The 15,171-nt window shown below is 73.4% G+C and carries 12 protein-coding genes; 4 read left to right on the top strand and 8 right to left on the bottom strand.

Annotated features, from left to right (window positions below; all coding sequences use genetic code 11):
* Positions 1 to 33: 33 nt before the first annotated feature.
* Entirely contained in the window at positions 34 to 663 is a 630-nt protein-coding gene (locus ACFVGO_RS37875; protein WP_359911128.1) for a TetR/AcrR family transcriptional regulator, read from the bottom strand.
* Between the two features lie 150 nt (positions 664 to 813).
* Here ACFVGO_RS37875 and ACFVGO_RS37870 point away from each other — a divergent pair, with 150 nt between their 5' ends.
* Positions 814 to 2,034: an amidohydrolase family protein gene (locus ACFVGO_RS37870; protein ID WP_359911130.1), complete on the top strand. Its 1,221-nt coding sequence runs from the start codon at positions 814 to 816 to the stop codon at positions 2,032 to 2,034.
* A 108-nt stretch (positions 2,035 to 2,142) separates the two neighbouring features.
* Here ACFVGO_RS37870 and ACFVGO_RS37865 read toward each other — a convergent pair whose 3' ends face one another.
* The 5 genes from ACFVGO_RS37865 to mmuM form a co-directional block, all read right to left on the bottom strand.
* Positions 2,143 to 3,738, bottom strand: coding sequence for a glycerol-3-phosphate dehydrogenase/oxidase (locus tag ACFVGO_RS37865; RefSeq protein WP_359911133.1), 1,596 nt, complete (start codon positions 3,736 to 3,738; stop codon positions 2,143 to 2,145).
* A gap of 176 nt (positions 3,739 to 3,914) precedes the next feature.
* Positions 3,915 to 5,435: a glycerol kinase GlpK gene (glpK, locus tag ACFVGO_RS37860; RefSeq protein ID WP_359911136.1), complete on the bottom strand. Its 1,521-nt coding sequence runs from the start codon at positions 5,433 to 5,435 to the stop codon at positions 3,915 to 3,917.
* Between the two features lie 99 nt (positions 5,436 to 5,534).
* Positions 5,535 to 6,254 carry an MIP/aquaporin family protein gene (locus tag ACFVGO_RS37855; protein WP_359911139.1) on the bottom strand — a complete coding sequence of 240 codons (720 nt, stop codon included), beginning with the start codon at positions 6,252 to 6,254 and terminating at the stop codon, positions 5,535 to 5,537.
* 324 nt (positions 6,255 to 6,578) lie between these two features.
* A complete protein-coding gene (locus ACFVGO_RS37850) occupies positions 6,579 to 7,343 on the bottom strand; it encodes an IclR family transcriptional regulator (RefSeq protein ID WP_359911141.1) in 765 nt (254 codons plus the stop codon).
* Positions 7,344 to 7,526: 183 nt separating this feature from the next.
* Complete coding sequence (mmuM, locus tag ACFVGO_RS37845; protein ID WP_359911143.1) at positions 7,527 to 8,471, bottom strand: homocysteine S-methyltransferase; 945 nt, start codon at positions 8,469 to 8,471, stop codon at positions 7,527 to 7,529.
* A gap of 175 nt (positions 8,472 to 8,646) precedes the next feature.
* Between mmuM and ACFVGO_RS37840 the strand changes: the two genes are divergently transcribed.
* The 3 genes from ACFVGO_RS37840 to ACFVGO_RS37830 all read left to right on the top strand — a co-directional run bounded on the left by ACFVGO_RS37840 (position 8,647) and on the right by ACFVGO_RS37830 (position 12,374).
* A complete protein-coding gene (locus ACFVGO_RS37840) occupies positions 8,647 to 9,552 on the top strand; it encodes an NUDIX domain-containing protein (RefSeq protein WP_359911145.1) in 906 nt (301 codons plus the stop codon).
* Positions 9,553 to 9,603: 51 nt separating this feature from the next.
* Complete coding sequence (locus ACFVGO_RS37835) at positions 9,604 to 10,158, top strand: NUDIX domain-containing protein (RefSeq protein ID WP_380358629.1); 555 nt, start codon at positions 9,604 to 9,606, stop codon at positions 10,156 to 10,158.
* 68 nt (positions 10,159 to 10,226) lie between these two features.
* Entirely contained in the window at positions 10,227 to 12,374 is a 2,148-nt protein-coding gene (locus ACFVGO_RS37830) for an acetoacetate--CoA ligase (protein ID WP_380636732.1), read from the top strand.
* A gap of 85 nt (positions 12,375 to 12,459) precedes the next feature.
* Here ACFVGO_RS37830 and ptsP read toward each other — a convergent pair whose 3' ends face one another.
* Positions 12,460 to 14,130 (bottom strand): phosphoenolpyruvate--protein phosphotransferase, encoded by a 1,671-nt coding sequence (ptsP, locus tag ACFVGO_RS37825; protein WP_380636729.1) that lies wholly within the window; start codon positions 14,128 to 14,130, stop codon positions 12,460 to 12,462.
* A 96-nt stretch (positions 14,131 to 14,226) separates the two neighbouring features.
* Entirely contained in the window at positions 14,227 to 14,676 is a 450-nt protein-coding gene (locus ACFVGO_RS37820) for a PTS glucose transporter subunit IIA (protein ID WP_359911157.1), read from the bottom strand.
* Between the last annotated feature and the right edge of the window lie 495 nt (positions 14,677 to 15,171).

Raw genomic sequence — 15,171 nt, 5'->3', positions numbered from 1 at the left:
CCCGTGACCGTACGGGTGCCGCCCCTCGGCGTTTCATCGGTCCGACCCGTCCAGCAGCCCCGACAGCACCGCCGCCGTCGCCGTCAGCAGGTCCTCCGCGACCGCGCCGCCCGCCGCCGTCCGGGCCAGCAGTCCCTCCCGCGCCGCCAGGACCACCGTCGCGGCCTGGTCGGCGCTCGCCCCCGGGGGCACCAGCTCCGGCAGCGCCCGCTCCAGGACCTCGGCCAGCGCCCGCGCGACCGCCCGGTCGTGCGCGGCGACCTGCTCGGCCAGTGCCGCAGTCCGGGCCGCGACCAGCCGGAACTCCAGGAACAGCAGGATCCACCCGGACTCCGTCGGCTCGACCCGCAGCAGCGCCTCGACCAGCCGCCGCGCCCGCTCCCGGGGCGCCAGCGCCTCGCAGGCGGCGGCCAGTTCGGCCAGTTCGGCCATCCGCCGAGCGGCCTGGTCGTCGAAGAGCGCCAGCAGCAGCTCCTCCTTGCCGCCGAAGTTCGAGTAGAAGGCGCCTCGGGTGTAGCCGGCGGCGGCGCAGACGTCCTCGATGCTCGTCCGGGCGAAGCCGACGGAGAGGAACAGCTCGCGTGCGGCGGCGAGCAGCCGGGCCCGGGTGTGGACGCGGCGTCTGGGTGGTCGGGGGGCGGTATCGGCGGGGGGCGGTTTCACAGCAGCACGATACATGGTGTATTCAGTACGAGTCGTATTCAATACGAGCCGTACTGAAACGAGGGCCATCATCGTGAGCGAGCGAAGCGAACGAACCGCCGAGAAGTGCGCGTGGGCGAGTGCCCCCGCCGGGCGCGGCGAGGTGGGCGCATGAGCCGCCTGCTGATCACCAACGCCCACCTGCTCCACCCCGAGGACGGCACCCGCACCGACCTCGGCTGGCTGGAGGCCGCCGACGGCCGGATCGCGGCCACCGGCACCGGCCGCCCGCCCACCGCCGCGGAGGACGTCCGGGTCCTCGACGCCGCCGGCGGCACCGTCCTGCCCGGCCTGATCGACGCCCACGTCCACCTGCTGGTCACCTCGCTCGACCTGCACGACTTCACCAACTGGACCCCCGGCTACGCCACCGTGCGCGCCCTCGCCGAGGCCGAACGCATGCTGCGCCGCGGCTTCACCACCGTCCGCGACGTCGGCGGCGCCGACCACGGGATGGCCCGCGCCCTCGCGGAGGGCCTGGTGCCCGGCCCGCGGCTGCTGCACGGCGGCAAGGCGCTCTCCCAGACCGGCGGCCACGGCGACCTGCGCCCGCTCGGCGACGACTCCCTGCCCTGCTGCGAATCCCGCCCGCACTTCGGCCGGATCGCCGACGGAGTGGACGCGGTGCGGACCGCCGCCCGGGACGAGTTCCGCAAGGGCGCCCGCCACCTCAAGGTGCTGCTCTCCGGCGGCGTCGCCTCCCCGCACGACGAGATCGGCGCCGTCCAGTACAGCGAGGAGGAGATCCGCGCGGCCGTCGAGGAGGCCGAGAACCACAACCGCTACGTCACCGTGCACGCCTACCACCCGCGGGCGATCGACCGCGCCCTGCGGGCCGGCGTGCGCTGCGTCGAGCACGGGAACCTGCTGGACGACGGCACGGTCGCCCTGCTGCTGGAGAAGGACGCCTTCCTGGTGCCCACCCTGGTCGCCTACGAGCAGACCGCCCGGGCCGGCGCCGCCTCCGGCCTGCCGCCCGCCTCCCTGGGCAAGCTCGCCGAGGTTCGCGACCGGGGCCTTGAAGCGCTGGAGCGCGCCCACCGCGCGGGCGTCAACCTCGTCTACGGCAGCGACCTGCTCGGCCCGCTGCACCCGGCCCAACTGGAGGAGTTCACCCTGCGCGCCCAGGTCCAGCCGGTCGCGGACGTGCTGCGCTCGGCGACCACCACGGCGGCCCGGCTGCTCGGCCTGGCGGGGGAGATCGGCACCCTCGCCCCGGGCGCCCACGCCGACCTGCTCGTCCTGGACGGCGACCCGCTCGCCGACCTCGCCGTGCTCACCCGCCCCGACCTCCACCCGAAGCGGGTGGTCAAGGCCGGAATCCCGGTCTGACGGCGAAACGGCGGGCGGGCGCCCGGGGAAACCCCGGACGCCCGCCCGCCGTGAAGGCCTCGACCTGCTTCGCGCGCTCCGCGAGGCCGTGACTGCCCTGTTCGGTGCCTACTTGTTCCCGCGCTTCGCGAGGAAGGCCTCGACCTCGGCCTTGATCTCCGGCGTGTCCAGCCCGCGCACCGTCATCGTGGTGCGGCGGCGCAGCACGTCGTCCGAGGTGTACGCCCACTCGTTGTCCGCCGCGTACGCGACCTGCGCCCAGACGTCCGGACCGTCCTCGTGGATCGGCCGGCCGAGCTCCGGGTTCTCGTCGATCATGCGGGCGATGTCGAAGGACAGCGTGCCGTAGTGGCTGGCCAGGTGCTTGGCCACCAGCGGCTCCATCCGCGAGCCCGGCTCACGGTCGATCAGCAGGCGGTGCGCCACCGCGTTCGGCGCGCCGACGCCCGGCAGCGGGACGGTCGGGGCGATCGGGGACATGTCCTCGCCGAGGCTGGTGCCGGGCACGTGGGCCAGCTTCTCCAGGACGGCGCGGCCGATGTGCCGGTAGGTGGTCCACTTGCCGCCGGAGACCGACAGCATGCCGCCGCGGCCCTCGGTGACGACGGTCTCGCGCTTGGCGGCGGCGGTGTCGCCCGGGCCGCCCGGCAGCACCCGCAGGCCGGCGAAGGAGTAGGTGATCAGGTCGCGGTCGAGGTGCTCGTCGCGGATCGCGTGCGCGGCCTCGCCCATGATCTGGTCGATGTCCGCCTCGGTGGCCCGGACGTCCTTCGGGTCGCCGGTGTACTCCTCGTCGGTGGTGCCGAGGAGGACGTGGTCCTCCCACGGGATGGCGAAGGAGACGCGGTACTTGTCGATCGGGATGGTCAGCGCGGCGCGCCACGGCGAGCGGCGCTTGACGACCACGTGGGCACCCTTGGAGAGGCGGATCGACGGCGCGGCGCCGGCGTCCTCCATCTTGCGCAGGTGGTCCACCCACGGGCCGGTGGCGTTCAGCACCAGGCGGGCGTCGATGCCGAACTCGCTGCCGTCCAGGCGGTCGCGCAGGTCGGCGCCGGTGACCCGGCCGCCGGTGAAGCGCAGGCCGGTGACCTCGGCGTGGTTGAGCACCACGGCGCCGGCGTCGACGGCGGCGCGCACGGTCATCACGGCGACGCGCGAGTCGTTCATCTGGTGGTCGCCGTAGACGGCCACCGAGCGCAGGCCCTCGGTGCGCAGCGCGGGCACCTGCTGGGCGGCGTGGGCGGCGGTGGAGACCCGGCCCATGCCGTCGCGGAAGGCGGACAGCGCGGAGTACAGGAAGACGCCGGCGCCGAGCTTGGCGGCGCCGTGCGGGCCGCCCTTGTAGACCGGCACGAAGAAGGTCAGCGGGTTGACCAGGTGCGGGGCCACGTCGGTGGAGAGCGCGCGGCGCTCCTTGTGGTTCTCCGCGACCAGCTTGACCGCGCCGGTCTGCAGGTAGCGCAGACCGCCGTGGACGAGCTTGGAGGAGGCGCTGGAGGTGGCGCCGGCGAAGTCGCCGGCGTCGACCATGGCGACCTTGAGGCCGGCCTGGGACGCGGTCCAGGCGACGGCCGTGCCGAGGATGCCGCCCCCGATCACCAGCAGGTCGTAGGTGGCCTTGCCGAGCAGCTCGCGGGTCTCGGCGCGGGAGGCGGTGTGGCCGGCGGTGCGCTCGGCGCCCAGGGTCGGAATGGTTGCCATGGTGGTTGTGTACGGCGCGCGCGGGTCGGGCGGCGCCGTTACTCCTCTCGTGTGCGGTGCGGCCTCTGCGGGAGAGGCCGGTCGGCCCGGTGCGGCGGGCCGGTTGAACCCGGTGACACCCGTTGCCGGAACAGCGGGCGGCCGGTCGGGGCGCGGGGCCCCGACCGGCTTGTCGGTCAGTTGTTCTCTTCCTCCTCCACCCAGCCCATGGTGCGCTCCACGGCCTTGAGCCACTTCTTGTACTCACGCTCCCGGGTGGCCTCGTCCATGCGCGGGGTCCACTCGGCGGCGCGGTGCCAGTTGGCCCGCAGGGTGTCGAGGTCGTTCCAGAAGCCGACGGCGAGTCCGGCCGCGTAGGCGGCGCCGAGGGCGGTGGTCTCGGCCACGTACGGGCGCTCGACCGGGGCGTCCAGGACGTCGGCGATGTTCTGCATGAGCAGGTTGTTGCTGGTCATGCCGCCGTCGACCTTGAGGGCGGTGAGCTCGACCCCGGAGTCCTTCTGCATGGCGTCGACGACCTCGCGGGTCTGCCAGGCGGTGGCCTCCAGGACGGCCCGGGCCAGGTGGCCCTTGGTGACGTACCGGGTCAGACCGGCGATCACACCGCGGGCGTCGGAGCGCCAGTACGGGGCGAACAGGCCGGAGAAGGCCGGGACGAAGTAGGCGCCGCCGTTGTCCTCGACGGTGTTGGCGAGGGTCTCGATCTCGGCGGCGGTGGAGATGATGCCGAGCTGGTCGCGCAGCCACTGGACGAGCGAGCCGGTGACGGCGATCGAGCCTTCCAGGGCGTACACCGGGGCCTGGTCGCCGATCCGGTAGCCGACGGTGGTCAGCAGGCCGTGGTACGAGTTGACGATCTTCTCGCCGGTGTTCAGCAGCAGGAAGGTGCCGGTGCCGTAGGTGGACTTGGCCTCGCCCTCGTCGAAGCAGGTCTGGCCGAACAGCGCGGCCTGCTGGTCGCCGAGCGCGGAGGCGACCGGGACGCCGGCCAGGTCGCCGACGGCCTCGCCGTAGACCTCGGCGGAGGAGCGGATCTCCGGCAGGACGGCCATCGGCACGCCCATCGAGTCGGCGATCTTCTCGTCCCACGCCAGCGTGTTCAGGTTCATCAGCATGGTGCGGCTGGCGTTGGTGACGTCGGTGACGTGCTTGCCGCCGTTGACACCGCCGGTGAGGTTCCAGATGACCCAGGTGTCCATGGTGCCGAACAGGATGTCGCCGGCCTCGGCGCGCTCGCGCAGGCCCTCGACGTTGTCCAGCAGCCAGCGGATCTTCGGGCCGGCGAAGTAGCTGGCCAGCGGGAGGCCGGTCTCGCGGCGGAAGCGGTCCTGGCCGACGTTGCGGCCGAGCTCGCGGCAGAGCGCCTCGGTGCGGGTGTCCTGCCACACCAGCGCGTTGTGCACCGGCTCACCGGTGTTCTTGTCCCACAGGACGGTGGTCTCGCGCTGGTTGGTGATGCCGATCGCGCGGATGTCGTCCTTGGTCAGGCCGGCCTTCTCCAGCGCACCGCGGACGACCGACTGCACCCGGGTCCAGATCTCGGCGGCGTCGTGCTCGACGTAGCCGGGCTGGGGGAAGATCTGCCGGTGCTCCTGCTGGTCGACGGAGACGATCCGGCCGTCGGCGCCGAAGATGATGCAGCGGCTGGAGGTGGTGCCCTGGTCGATCGCGGCGATGTAGTTACCGGTGGAGGTCATGGGGAGGGTCCTCGGCTCGGGTTCGGGGGATACGGGGTGGGTGGGCCTGACGCGCGTTGTTCGGTCAGTCCCCGTGTACGGCGGGGGCGAACCCGTCCTTTAGAAGATGGCGTTGTAGACGCCACCGGCCGCGAGGCCGCCCAGGATCGGGCCGACGACCGGGATCCAGGCGTACGACCAGTCGGAGCCGCCCTTCTTCGGGATCGGCAGCAGGGCGTGCGCGATGCGCGGGCCGAGGTCACGGGCCGGGTTGATCGCGTAGCCGGTCGGGCCGCCCAGCGAGAGGCCGATGCCGACGACGGTGAAGGCGACCATCAGGGTGCCGGTGCCGGACTGGGAGAGGCCGGAGTTGGTGCCGATGGTGAGGATCGCGAAGCAGAGCACGAAGGTGCCGATGACCTCGGTGAGCACGTTCTGGATCGGGTTCCGGATCTCGGGGCCGGTCGAGAAGATGCCGAGGGTGGGCTCCTCGTTCGCGTTGAACTGGCCCAGGTAGGTGACCCAGACCAGGACGGCGCCGATGATCGCGCCGAGCAGCTGGGAGCCGAGGTAGAGCGGCACCTGGCTCCACTCGCCGCTCTTCACCGCGAGCGCGATGGTGACGGCGGGGTTCAGGTGGGCGCCGGACTTCGGAGCCGACATGTAGGCGGCGATGAGGACCGCGAATCCCCAGCCGAAGGTGATCGCCAGCCAGCCGGCGTTGAGGGCCTTCGACTTCTTGAGGGTCACGGCGGCGCAGACGCCACCGCCGAGAAGTATCAGGGCGGCGGTGCCGAGGGTTTCGCCGACGAAGACGTCGCCGTTGGAGAACGCGGACACAAAGACTCCCTTGTCCATATGGCCCGGAGGGTAGGTGGGGGCAGGCGGCCGGTCGATCGCTGTGCGGATGAGCGCGCTGTGGGAGCGATCTCTCCGGCCATCGTTCGACAATGTCGACCGTCATGCGGAAGCTTCCTCCCCAGGTCGCCCCCACGTCAAGGCAGGGTTACGCAGCTGTGACCCTCGCCTCGGCAGGTCCGTCGACGTTACCGAGCGGAGCGCCCCGAAACGGGACAAAACGCCAGAGGCGCGGACAGGGCTCCCGCCCGTCCGCGCCTCAGCGTGACGAATCGACGGCCCTCGGCGGGCCGTCCGTGGATGTGCTCAGAACCGCCCGGCGCCCAGGTCGCGGGAGATCGCCCGCGCCGCGCTGCGCACCGAGGCCACCAGCGAGGGCTTCACGAAGCCGTCCTCGCAGACCCGCTCGACCGCCCCGCTGATGCACACCGCGCCCACCGGGTTGCGCCGCCGGTCCTGGATCAGCGCGCCGATCGAGGCCACGCCCTCCCAGGTCTCCTCGATCGAGTCCGCCCAGCCGCGCTCCCGGATCAGCGCGCACTCGGCGTCCACGTCGGCCGCCCCGGTCAGCGTCCGCACGGTGTACGACTCGTACGGCCCGTCGCCCAGCTCCCCGCGCGCCACCGGGTCGTAGGCCACCAGCACCTTGCCCAGCGCGGTGCTGTGCAGCGGCTGCATCGAGCCCACCTCCAGCACTTGCCGGGTGTCGTCCGGCCGGAACACGTGGTGCACGATCAGCACGCCCTGCTGGTGCAGCACCCCCAGGTAGACCGTCTCCCCGGACGCCCGGGCCAGGTCGTCCGCCCACACCAGCGCCCGCGCCCGCAGCTCGTGCACGTCCAGGTAGCTCTGTCCCAGCCGCAGCAGCTCGGCGCCCAGCTGGTACTTGCCGGTCTCCGGGTCCTGCTCGACGAACCCCTCCTGCTGCAGCGTGCGCAGGATGCCGTGCGCGGTCCCCTTGGCCAGGTCCAGCGCCGTCGACACCTCGGACAGGCCCAGCCGGCGTTCACCGCCGGCCAGCAGGCGCATGATCGCGGCGGCCCGGGAAAGCGACTGGATCGGGCCGGGCATGGGTACCTCCGCGCTGAAAGGCGGTCGACAATGTCGACCACAGTGATGACGGGACGAGTCTGCCAGGCCGCCCGGACTCCGTGCACCTTCCCCCCGGGTAACCCGCCCCGGCCCTCCCGCCCGCGGCGCGGTCCGCCGGGTGCGCGGACGGCCCCGCGCCGGGTCCTCACCGCTCCCGCGCCGTCACCCCACCGCCCCCGCCCGCTGCGCCCGCAGCACCGTCACCTCCGCCGCCAGCGCCGCGATCCCGTCCGTCCCGACCCGGCAGCAGCCGCCCACCAGCCGCGCGCCGTCCGCGAGCCAGCCGCCCACCCGGGCCGAGCGGAAGGTCGGCTCGCCGCACCAGCCCCGGCGGGCGGCGTCCCAGCTCTCCCCGCTGTTCGGGTAGACCACCACCGGCTTCCCGGTCACCTCGGCGGCCACCGCCACCGCCCGGTCCGCGTCCTGCGGCGTGCAGCAGTTGACGCCCACCGCGACCACCTCGTCCACCTCCGCGGCCAGCGCGAAGGCCTCCGCCAGCGGCTGCCCGGCCCTGGTCCGGTCGCCCTCGACGCTGTACGACAGCCAGGCCGGCACCCCCAGTCCGCGCACCAGCCCCAGCAGCGCCCGCGCCTCGTCCGCGTCCGGCACCGTCTCCAGCGCCAGCACGTCCGGCCGGGTCGCCGCCAGCACCTCCAGCCGCGGCCGGTGGAAGTCCGCCAGCTCCGCGACGCTCAGCCCGTACCGGCCCCGGTACTCCGAGCCGTCCGCCAGCACCGCCCCGTACGGGCCCACCGAGGCCGCCACCCAGCGCCGCCGCCCGCCCGGCTCCGGCCGCGCCGCCTCCCGGGCCAGCTCCACGCTCCGCGCCAGCAGCCGCGCGGCCTGCGCCCGGTCGACCCCGCGGCGCGCGAAGCCCTCGAAGCTCGCCTGGTAGCTCGCGGTTATCGCGACGTCCGCGCCCGCCGCGAAGTACGCCCGGTGCGCCGCCACCACCGCCTGCGGGTCGTCCGCCAGCAGCCGCGCCGACCAGAGCTCGTCCGAGAGGTCGTGCCCGGCCGCTGCCAACTGGTTCGACATCCCGCCGTCGAGCACCAGCGGACCGGCGGCCAGCGCGGCGGCGAAGTCCGGCGGGGGAGCAGTGGGCATCTCGGTCTCCTCTGGAAGAGTTCCTGGTCACAGCCTAGGGGTGGGCGCCCCCGGGCCGGGCAGGAAAACCATTTGCCGCCGGGGAACGCACTCGCTACGTTGTGCTCAGCCCGAGAAGAACAGCACCGACAGAACAGGCCCGGTGGCACCGGCGACGACGGAGAGGAGCCCGGCGATGGCAGCGGACGACCAACCGCCCCCCACCGGGCCCGGAGCCGAGCAGCAGTGGCTCGCCGCGTACGACCCGCGCGCCTACGCCCCGATCGCCGTCACCGTGGACGTGGTCGCCCTGACGTTGCGCCGCGGCGGCCTGCACGTCCTGCTCGTCGAGCGCGGCGCCCCGCCCCACCAGGGCTGCTGGGCGCTGCCCGGCGGCTTCCTGCGGGCCGGCGAGGAGGACCTGGACGAGGCCGCCGCCCGCGAGCTCGCCGAGGAGACGGGCCTGCTGAGCGCCTCCGCCGCCGGGGCCACGCCCTGCCGCCTCCATCTGGAACAACTCGGCACCTACGGCGCCCCCGAGCGGGATCCGCGGATGCACGTCGTCTCCGTCGCCTACCTCGCCTTCGCCCCGGACCTGCCCGACCCCCGGGCCGGGACGGACGCCGCGGCCGCCGCCTGGCACCCCGTCTCCGACCTGGACCTCCGGCCCTGCGGCCGGTCCCGAGCCGCCGGTGCGCCCGCCGACACCCACGGGGGTGGTGTCGACGGGCGCCCCGGCCCCGGCCCGGTCACGCTGGCCTTCGACCACGCCCGCATCCTCTCCGACGGCCTCGACCGGGTGCGCGCCAAGCTGGAGTACAGCCCGCTGGCCACCGCCTTCCTGCCGTACGACTTCACCATCCCCGACCTCCGCGCCGTCTACGAGGCGGTCTGGGACGAGAAGCTCCACCCCGGCAACTTCCACCGCAAGGTGCTGTCGGTGCCCGGCTTCGTCGAGAGCACCGGCGCCACCACCGAGCGCGGCGGCGCCCGCGGCGGCCCCCGCGCCCGCACCTACCACGCCGGCGACGCCCGCCTGCTGCACCCCGCGCTGCTCCGCCCCACCCGCGACGACCCGGCCGGCGCCGCGGGCGCCCCCTGAGGTCCGGCGGCCCACGGCAACGCCGTCGACCGACCGGGCTACCATCCGGCCATGACCACTGACGAAGCGACGACCACCGCCGAAGCCCACCGGCCGTTCTCGCACTGCCACTTCTGCGGCACGCCCTACCCGCCCGGCACCCGCCTCTGGCCCCGCACCTGCCCCGGCTGCGCCGAGATCAGCTACCGCAACCCGCTGCCCGTCGCGGTCACCGTCCTCCCCGTCACCCGCCCCGAAGCCGACCCGGCCCTGGTCGTCATCCGCCGCACCATCGAGCCCGGCTACGGCGAACTCGCCTTCCCCGGCGGCTACATGGACTACGGCGAGAGCTGGCAGCAGGCCTGCGTGCGCGAACTGCACGAGGAGACCGGCATCACCGCCGACCCGGCCGACGTCACCCTGATCCACACCGCCTCCGACCCCGCCGGCCGCTTCGTCATGCTCTGCGGCCTGCTCCCGGCCCGCCCGCTCGCCGAGCTCCCGCCCTCGCGCCCCACCGACGAGACCGACGGCTGGCTGCTCGCGACCGCCGACACCGCGCTCGTCTGGGACTTCCACAAGGGTGTCCTGCGCCGCTGGTTCAGCGGCGAGTTCACCCCCCGCTGACCCCGGGCCCGCCCTGCGACGCGGGCCCCCGGCCCCCACCGGCCGACCCTGGCGCGGCGGCCGATCACATGGCATGGTCTGCACCGACAGCCCAACCGGACGGGTCTGCCACGAGCCCTCCCGTCCCCACCACCGGCCGGGAGACCACCACCGTGAGCACCCCACCGCAGGACCAGCCGCTCTGGCGCCCCAACCCCGCTCGCGCCGCCGCCACCCCCCTGGTGGCCTTCCAGGCCTGGGCGGCCGAGAACCACGGCGCCCCGGCCGCCCCGCTCGCCCCGGCCGACGACGACCAGCAGGCCGCCCAGCGCTACGCCGACCTGCACGCCTGGTCCACCGAGGACCTCGACCGGTTCTGGACCGCGATCACCCAGTGGTTCGACGTCCGCTTCACCCAGGCCCCCGACGCCGTCCTCGCCGACCCCCGGATGCCCGACGCCTTCCTCGCCGACGAGACCCGCACCGGCTCCCAGTGGTTCCCCGGCGCCCGCCTGAACTACGCCGAGCACGTCCTGCGCCACTCCGAGGACCCGGCCAACGCCGACCGGCCCGCCATCCTCCACGTCGACGAGACGAGCGGTGACCCGGTCCCGACCACCTGGGCCGAACTGCGCCGCCAGGTCCTCTCCCTCGCCGCCGCCCTGCGCGCCCGGGGAATCGGCCCCCACGACCGGGTCGCCGCCTACCTGCCCAACGTCCCGCAGGCCGTCGTCGCGCTCCTCGCCACCAACGCCGTCGGCGCCGTCTGGACCTCCTGCGCCCCCGACTTCGGCGCCCGCAGCGTGCTCGACCGCTTCCAGCAGCTCGAACCGGACGTCCTGATCGCCGTCGACGGCTACCACTACGGAGGCAAGGCCCACGACCGCACCGACGTCGTCGCCGAGCTGCGCCGCGAACTGCCCTCGCTGCGCACCGTCGTCCACGTCCCGCTGCTCGGCGGCCCGGCCCCCGAAGGCGCCCTCGACTGGGCCGACCTGGTCTCCGGCCGGACCCCGGGAGCCGACGGCGAAGCGGAGTTCGCCCAGCTCCCGTTCGACCACCCGCTCTGGGTGCTCTACTCCTCCGGCACCACCGGCCTGCCCAAGCCGATCGTCCAGAGCCAGGGCGGCATCCTGGTCGAGCACCTCAAGCAGGTCGGCCTCCACCTCGGCCTCGGCCCGCAGGACCGCTTCTTCTGGTTCACCTCGACCGGCTGGATGATGTGGAACTTCCTGGTCGCCGGCCTCCTGGTCGGATCCACGATCGTCACCTACGACGGCAGCCCCGGCCACCCCGACGCCGGCGCCCTGTGGTCGGTCGCCGCCCGCACCGGCACCACCGTCTTCGGCACCTCCGCCGCCTACATCGGTGCCAGCCGCAAGGCCGAACTCCACCCCGGCCGCGAACTCGACCTCTCCGCCGTCCGCTGCATCGGCACCACCGGCTCCCCGCTCCCGCCCGACGGCTTCCGCTGGATCTACGACGAGGTCAGTGAGGACGTCTGGCTCGCCTCGGTCAGCGGCGGCACCGACGTCTGCTCCTGCTTCGTCGGCGGCGTCCCGACCCTGCCGGTCCACCTCGGCGAGATCCAGGCCCCCTGCCTCGGCGCCGCCGTCGAGTCCTGGGACGTCCAGGGCCACCCGCACATCGACACCGTCGGCGAACTCGTCGTCACCAAGCCCCTCCCGTCCATGCCCACCGGCTTCTGGAACGACGACAAGGGCACCCGCTTCCACGACAGCTACTTCGACATGTACCCGGGCATCTGGCGCCACGGCGACTGGATCACCGTCACCTCCCGGGGCACCGTCGTCATCCACGGCCGCTCCGACTCCACCCTCAACCGCCAGGGCGTCCGAATGGGCTCCTCGGACATCTACGAGGTCGTCGAGCGCCTCCCCGAGATCGCCGAGTCGCTGGTCATCGGCCTGGAGGAGCCCGACGGCGGCTACTGGATGCCGCTGTTCGTCGTCCTCGCCCCCGGCGCGGAACTGAACGACGACCTGGTCGGCCGCATCCGCACCGCGCTGCGCACCGAACTCTCCCCGCGCCACGTGCCCGACGAGGTCATCGCCGTCGACGGCCTCCCGCACACCCTCACCGGCAAGCGGATCGAGGTCCCGGTCAAGCGCATCCTCTCCGGCACCCCGCTGGAGCAGGCCGTCAACCCCGGCTCCGTCGACCGCATCGAGCACCTGCGCTTCTTCGAGCAGCTCCGCCTCGACCGCCGGGCCTGACCGGCCCCGGGACGGACGAGAGGGGCGCCCCCACCCGGGATGGTGGGGGCGCCCCTCTCGCTGTTCCCGCTTCCGCCGTTCCCGGCTACTCGCCGGAGAGCACCTGCTGCGCCGCGGCCCGCGCCTCCTCGGCGCTGTCCGCGGCCCGGGCCGCCTCGGCCGCCCGGCGGCACTGCGCCAGCGTGTACTTGGCGAGCGTGGTCCGCACGTAGGGGATCGAGGCCGCGCCCATCGACAGGCTGGTGACGCCCAGACCGGTCAGCACCACGGCCAGCAGCGGGTCGGAGGCCGCCTCGCCGCAGACGCCGCAGCTCTTGCCGGCCGCCCGCGCGGCGTCGGCCGCCGCGGCGACCAGGTCCAGCAGGGCCGGCTGCCACGGGTCCTGGAGCCGGGCCAGCGCACCGACCTGGCGGTCGGCCGCGAAGGTGTACTGCGCGAGGTCGTTGGTCCCCAGCGACAGGAACTCGACCTCCTGGAGGATCGCCCTGGCGCGCAGCGCGGCCGACGGGATCTCCACCATCGCGCCGAACTTGGCGTCCAGCCCGGCCTCACGGCAGGCGGTCGCGAAGTCCTTGGCGTCCTTGCGGTCGGCCACCATCGGGGCCATCACCTCAAGGTGCACCGGCAGGCCCTCGGCCGCCTTGGCCAGCGACTCCAGCTGGGTCCGCAGCACCTCGGGGTGTTCGAGCAGGGTGCGCAGACCGCGCACGCCCAGAGCCGGGTTGGGCTCGTCGGCCGGGGTCAGGAAGTCCAGCGGCTTGTCGGCGCCGGCGTCCAGCACCCGGACCACGACCCGGCCCTCGGGGAAGGCCTCCAGCACCTTGCGGTACGCCTCGACCTGCTTCTCCGCGCCGGGAGCCTTCGCCGAGTCGTCCAGGAACAGGAACTCGGTGCGGAACAGGCCGACACCCTCGGCGCCGTTCTCCAGCGCGGCCGGCACGTCGGCCGGTCCGCCCACGTTGGCCAGCAGCGGCACCCGGTGCCCGTCCGAGGTCTGCCCCGGGCCGGAGGAGGCGGCCAGCGCGGCCCTGCGCTCGGCGGCGGCCGCCCGCAGCTCGTTCTGCTTCTCCTGGGACGGCTCCAGCAGTACGTCGCCGGAGCTGCCGTCCACCGCGACGACGGTGCCCTCGGCGACCTCGATCGCACCCGGCAGCGCCACGACGGCCGGCACGCCCATCGCCCGGGCCAGGATGGCGCTGTGGCTGGTCGGCCCGCCCTCCTCGGTCACGAAGCCGAGCACCAGAGTCGGGTCCAGCAGCGCGGTGTCGGCCGGCGCCAGGTCCCGCGCGAACAGCACGTACGGCTCGTCGCTGTCCGGCACGCCCGGCATCGGCACGCCGAGCAGCCGGGCCACGATCCGGTTGCGCACGTCGTCCAGGTCGGCGACCCGCCCGGCCAGGTACTCCCCGGCGGAGGCGAGCAGCGCCCGGTAGGCCGCGAACGCGTCGTAGATGCCGCGCTCGGCACTGCTGCCGACGGCGATCCGGCGGGACACGTCGGCCATCAGCTCCGGGTCCTGCGCCATCAGCGCCTGGGCCTCCAGCACGGCCTGGGCCTCGCCGCCCGCGAGGTTGCCGCGCGCGATGAGGTCGGCGGCGACCGCCTCGACGGCGGCCTGGGCGCGAGCCTGCTCACGGGGGGCGTCCTCGGTCGGGATCTGGGTGGCCGGGGGCTCCAGCACCGCCGTCCCCATGTGCCGCACCTGGCCGATCGCGACCCCGTGGCTCACGCCCACGCCGCGCAGCGTCTTCTCCATGTCACCTGTCTCCGCTGAGATGAGCGGCCCCGCCGGGAACCGCTGTGTGTGGGGGCCGCCCCGTCATCTCGTCCGGGGCGGGTCGGAAGGAAGAGGTCAGCTCCAGTTGAACAGCTGCTCGCCGGCCTTGGCGTCGCCGTCCTCCCGCAGGTCGCCCAGCGAGTCCACGGTGGCCTCCAGCGCCACGATCGGCGAGATCGGCGACTTGCCCGCGGCCTCGACGGCGGCCGGGTCCCACTTGATGACGGCCTGACCCCGGGTCACCGTGTCGCCCTTGTTGACGAGCAGCTCGAAGCCCTCGCCGTTCAGCTGAACGGTGTCGATCCCGAGGTGGGTCAGCACACCGTGGCCCTCGGCGTCCACGACAACGAACGCGTGCGGGTGCATGGAGACGACGACACCGTCCACCGGAGCGACCGCCGTGGTCTGCTCGCGAACGGGGTCGATCGCGGTGCCCGGGCCGACCATCGCACCCGAGAACACCGGGTCGGGCACGCCCGCGAGCCCCACGATCTTGCCGGTCAGCGGCGACGTCACAGTGGTCATGGTTGTGCCTCCCAAGTGCGCAGTACAGCGTGCGGCCGCGAGGAGCGGCACGACGATCAACCGAAGCCTAAATCATGTCAACTTTGGACATCTGCTGACATTCCCGGGCGAAGACCCCGCCCCTGCCGGTCCAGCCGGCCGGCGACTCACCGACCCGCGAGTGGTCTAGTCCTCTTGGCTCCGATGCGCCGCACTCTACAGGCATCTTGGCGAATCGGGACCATTGCTGTATATGCTCGCGAGAGCAACAAATCATGCCGCCGTCCGGGGGACTCCCGGTGCGCCCCGATTCGCGCTCCGGCTGCCGACCCGCTATGGTTGGTCGAGTCGCCACAACTTGGCGGTTAACACCAGATTTCAGATGCGAAAAGCCCCGGTAAACGGAGCGGAAAACGTCTGGTAAGCTGGAAACACGAAAGAACGAAGCCCGGAGGGTCCGCTGGAAGGCGGTCCGAAGGAAGCGTCCGTTCCTTGAGAACTCAACAGCGTGCCAAA

The sequence above is a fragment of the Kitasatospora sp. NPDC057738 genome (genome assembly GCF_042798815.1).
In the GTDB taxonomy this organism is placed as follows: Bacteria; Actinomycetota; Actinomycetes; order Streptomycetales; family Streptomycetaceae; genus Kitasatospora; species Kitasatospora lactacystinica.
The sequence above is the reverse complement of the archived record's forward strand: the minus strand, read 5'-3'. Positions and strand labels throughout refer to the sequence as shown.

Bases quoted from the DNA above. Each gene is read 5' to 3' on its own strand.
- ACFVGO_RS37870 (WP_359911130.1), top strand. From the start codon at position 814: ATGAGCCGCCTGCTGATCACCAACGCCCACCTGCTCCACCCCGAGGAC.
- ACFVGO_RS37865 (WP_359911133.1), bottom strand. From the start codon at position 3,738: ATGGCAACCATTCCGACCCTGGGCGCCGAGCGCACCGCCGGCCACACC.
- glpK (WP_359911136.1), bottom strand. From the start codon at position 5,435: ATGACCTCCACCGGTAACTACATCGCCGCGATCGACCAGGGCACCACC.
- ACFVGO_RS37850 (WP_359911141.1), bottom strand. From the start codon at position 7,343: ATGCCCGGCCCGATCCAGTCGCTTTCCCGGGCCGCCGCGATCATGCGC.
- mmuM (WP_359911143.1), bottom strand. From the start codon at position 8,471: ATGCCCACTGCTCCCCCGCCGGACTTCGCCGCCGCGCTGGCCGCCGGT.
- ACFVGO_RS37840 (WP_359911145.1), top strand. From the start codon at position 8,647: ATGGCAGCGGACGACCAACCGCCCCCCACCGGGCCCGGAGCCGAGCAG.
- ACFVGO_RS37835 (WP_380358629.1), top strand. From the start codon at position 9,604: ATGACCACTGACGAAGCGACGACCACCGCCGAAGCCCACCGGCCGTTC.
- ACFVGO_RS37830 (WP_380636732.1), top strand. From the start codon at position 10,227: ATGGCATGGTCTGCACCGACAGCCCAACCGGACGGGTCTGCCACGAGC.
- ptsP (WP_380636729.1), bottom strand. From the start codon at position 14,130: ATGGAGAAGACGCTGCGCGGCGTGGGCGTGAGCCACGGGGTCGCGATC.
- ACFVGO_RS37820 (WP_359911157.1), bottom strand. From the start codon at position 14,676: ATGACCACTGTGACGTCGCCGCTGACCGGCAAGATCGTGGGGCTCGCG.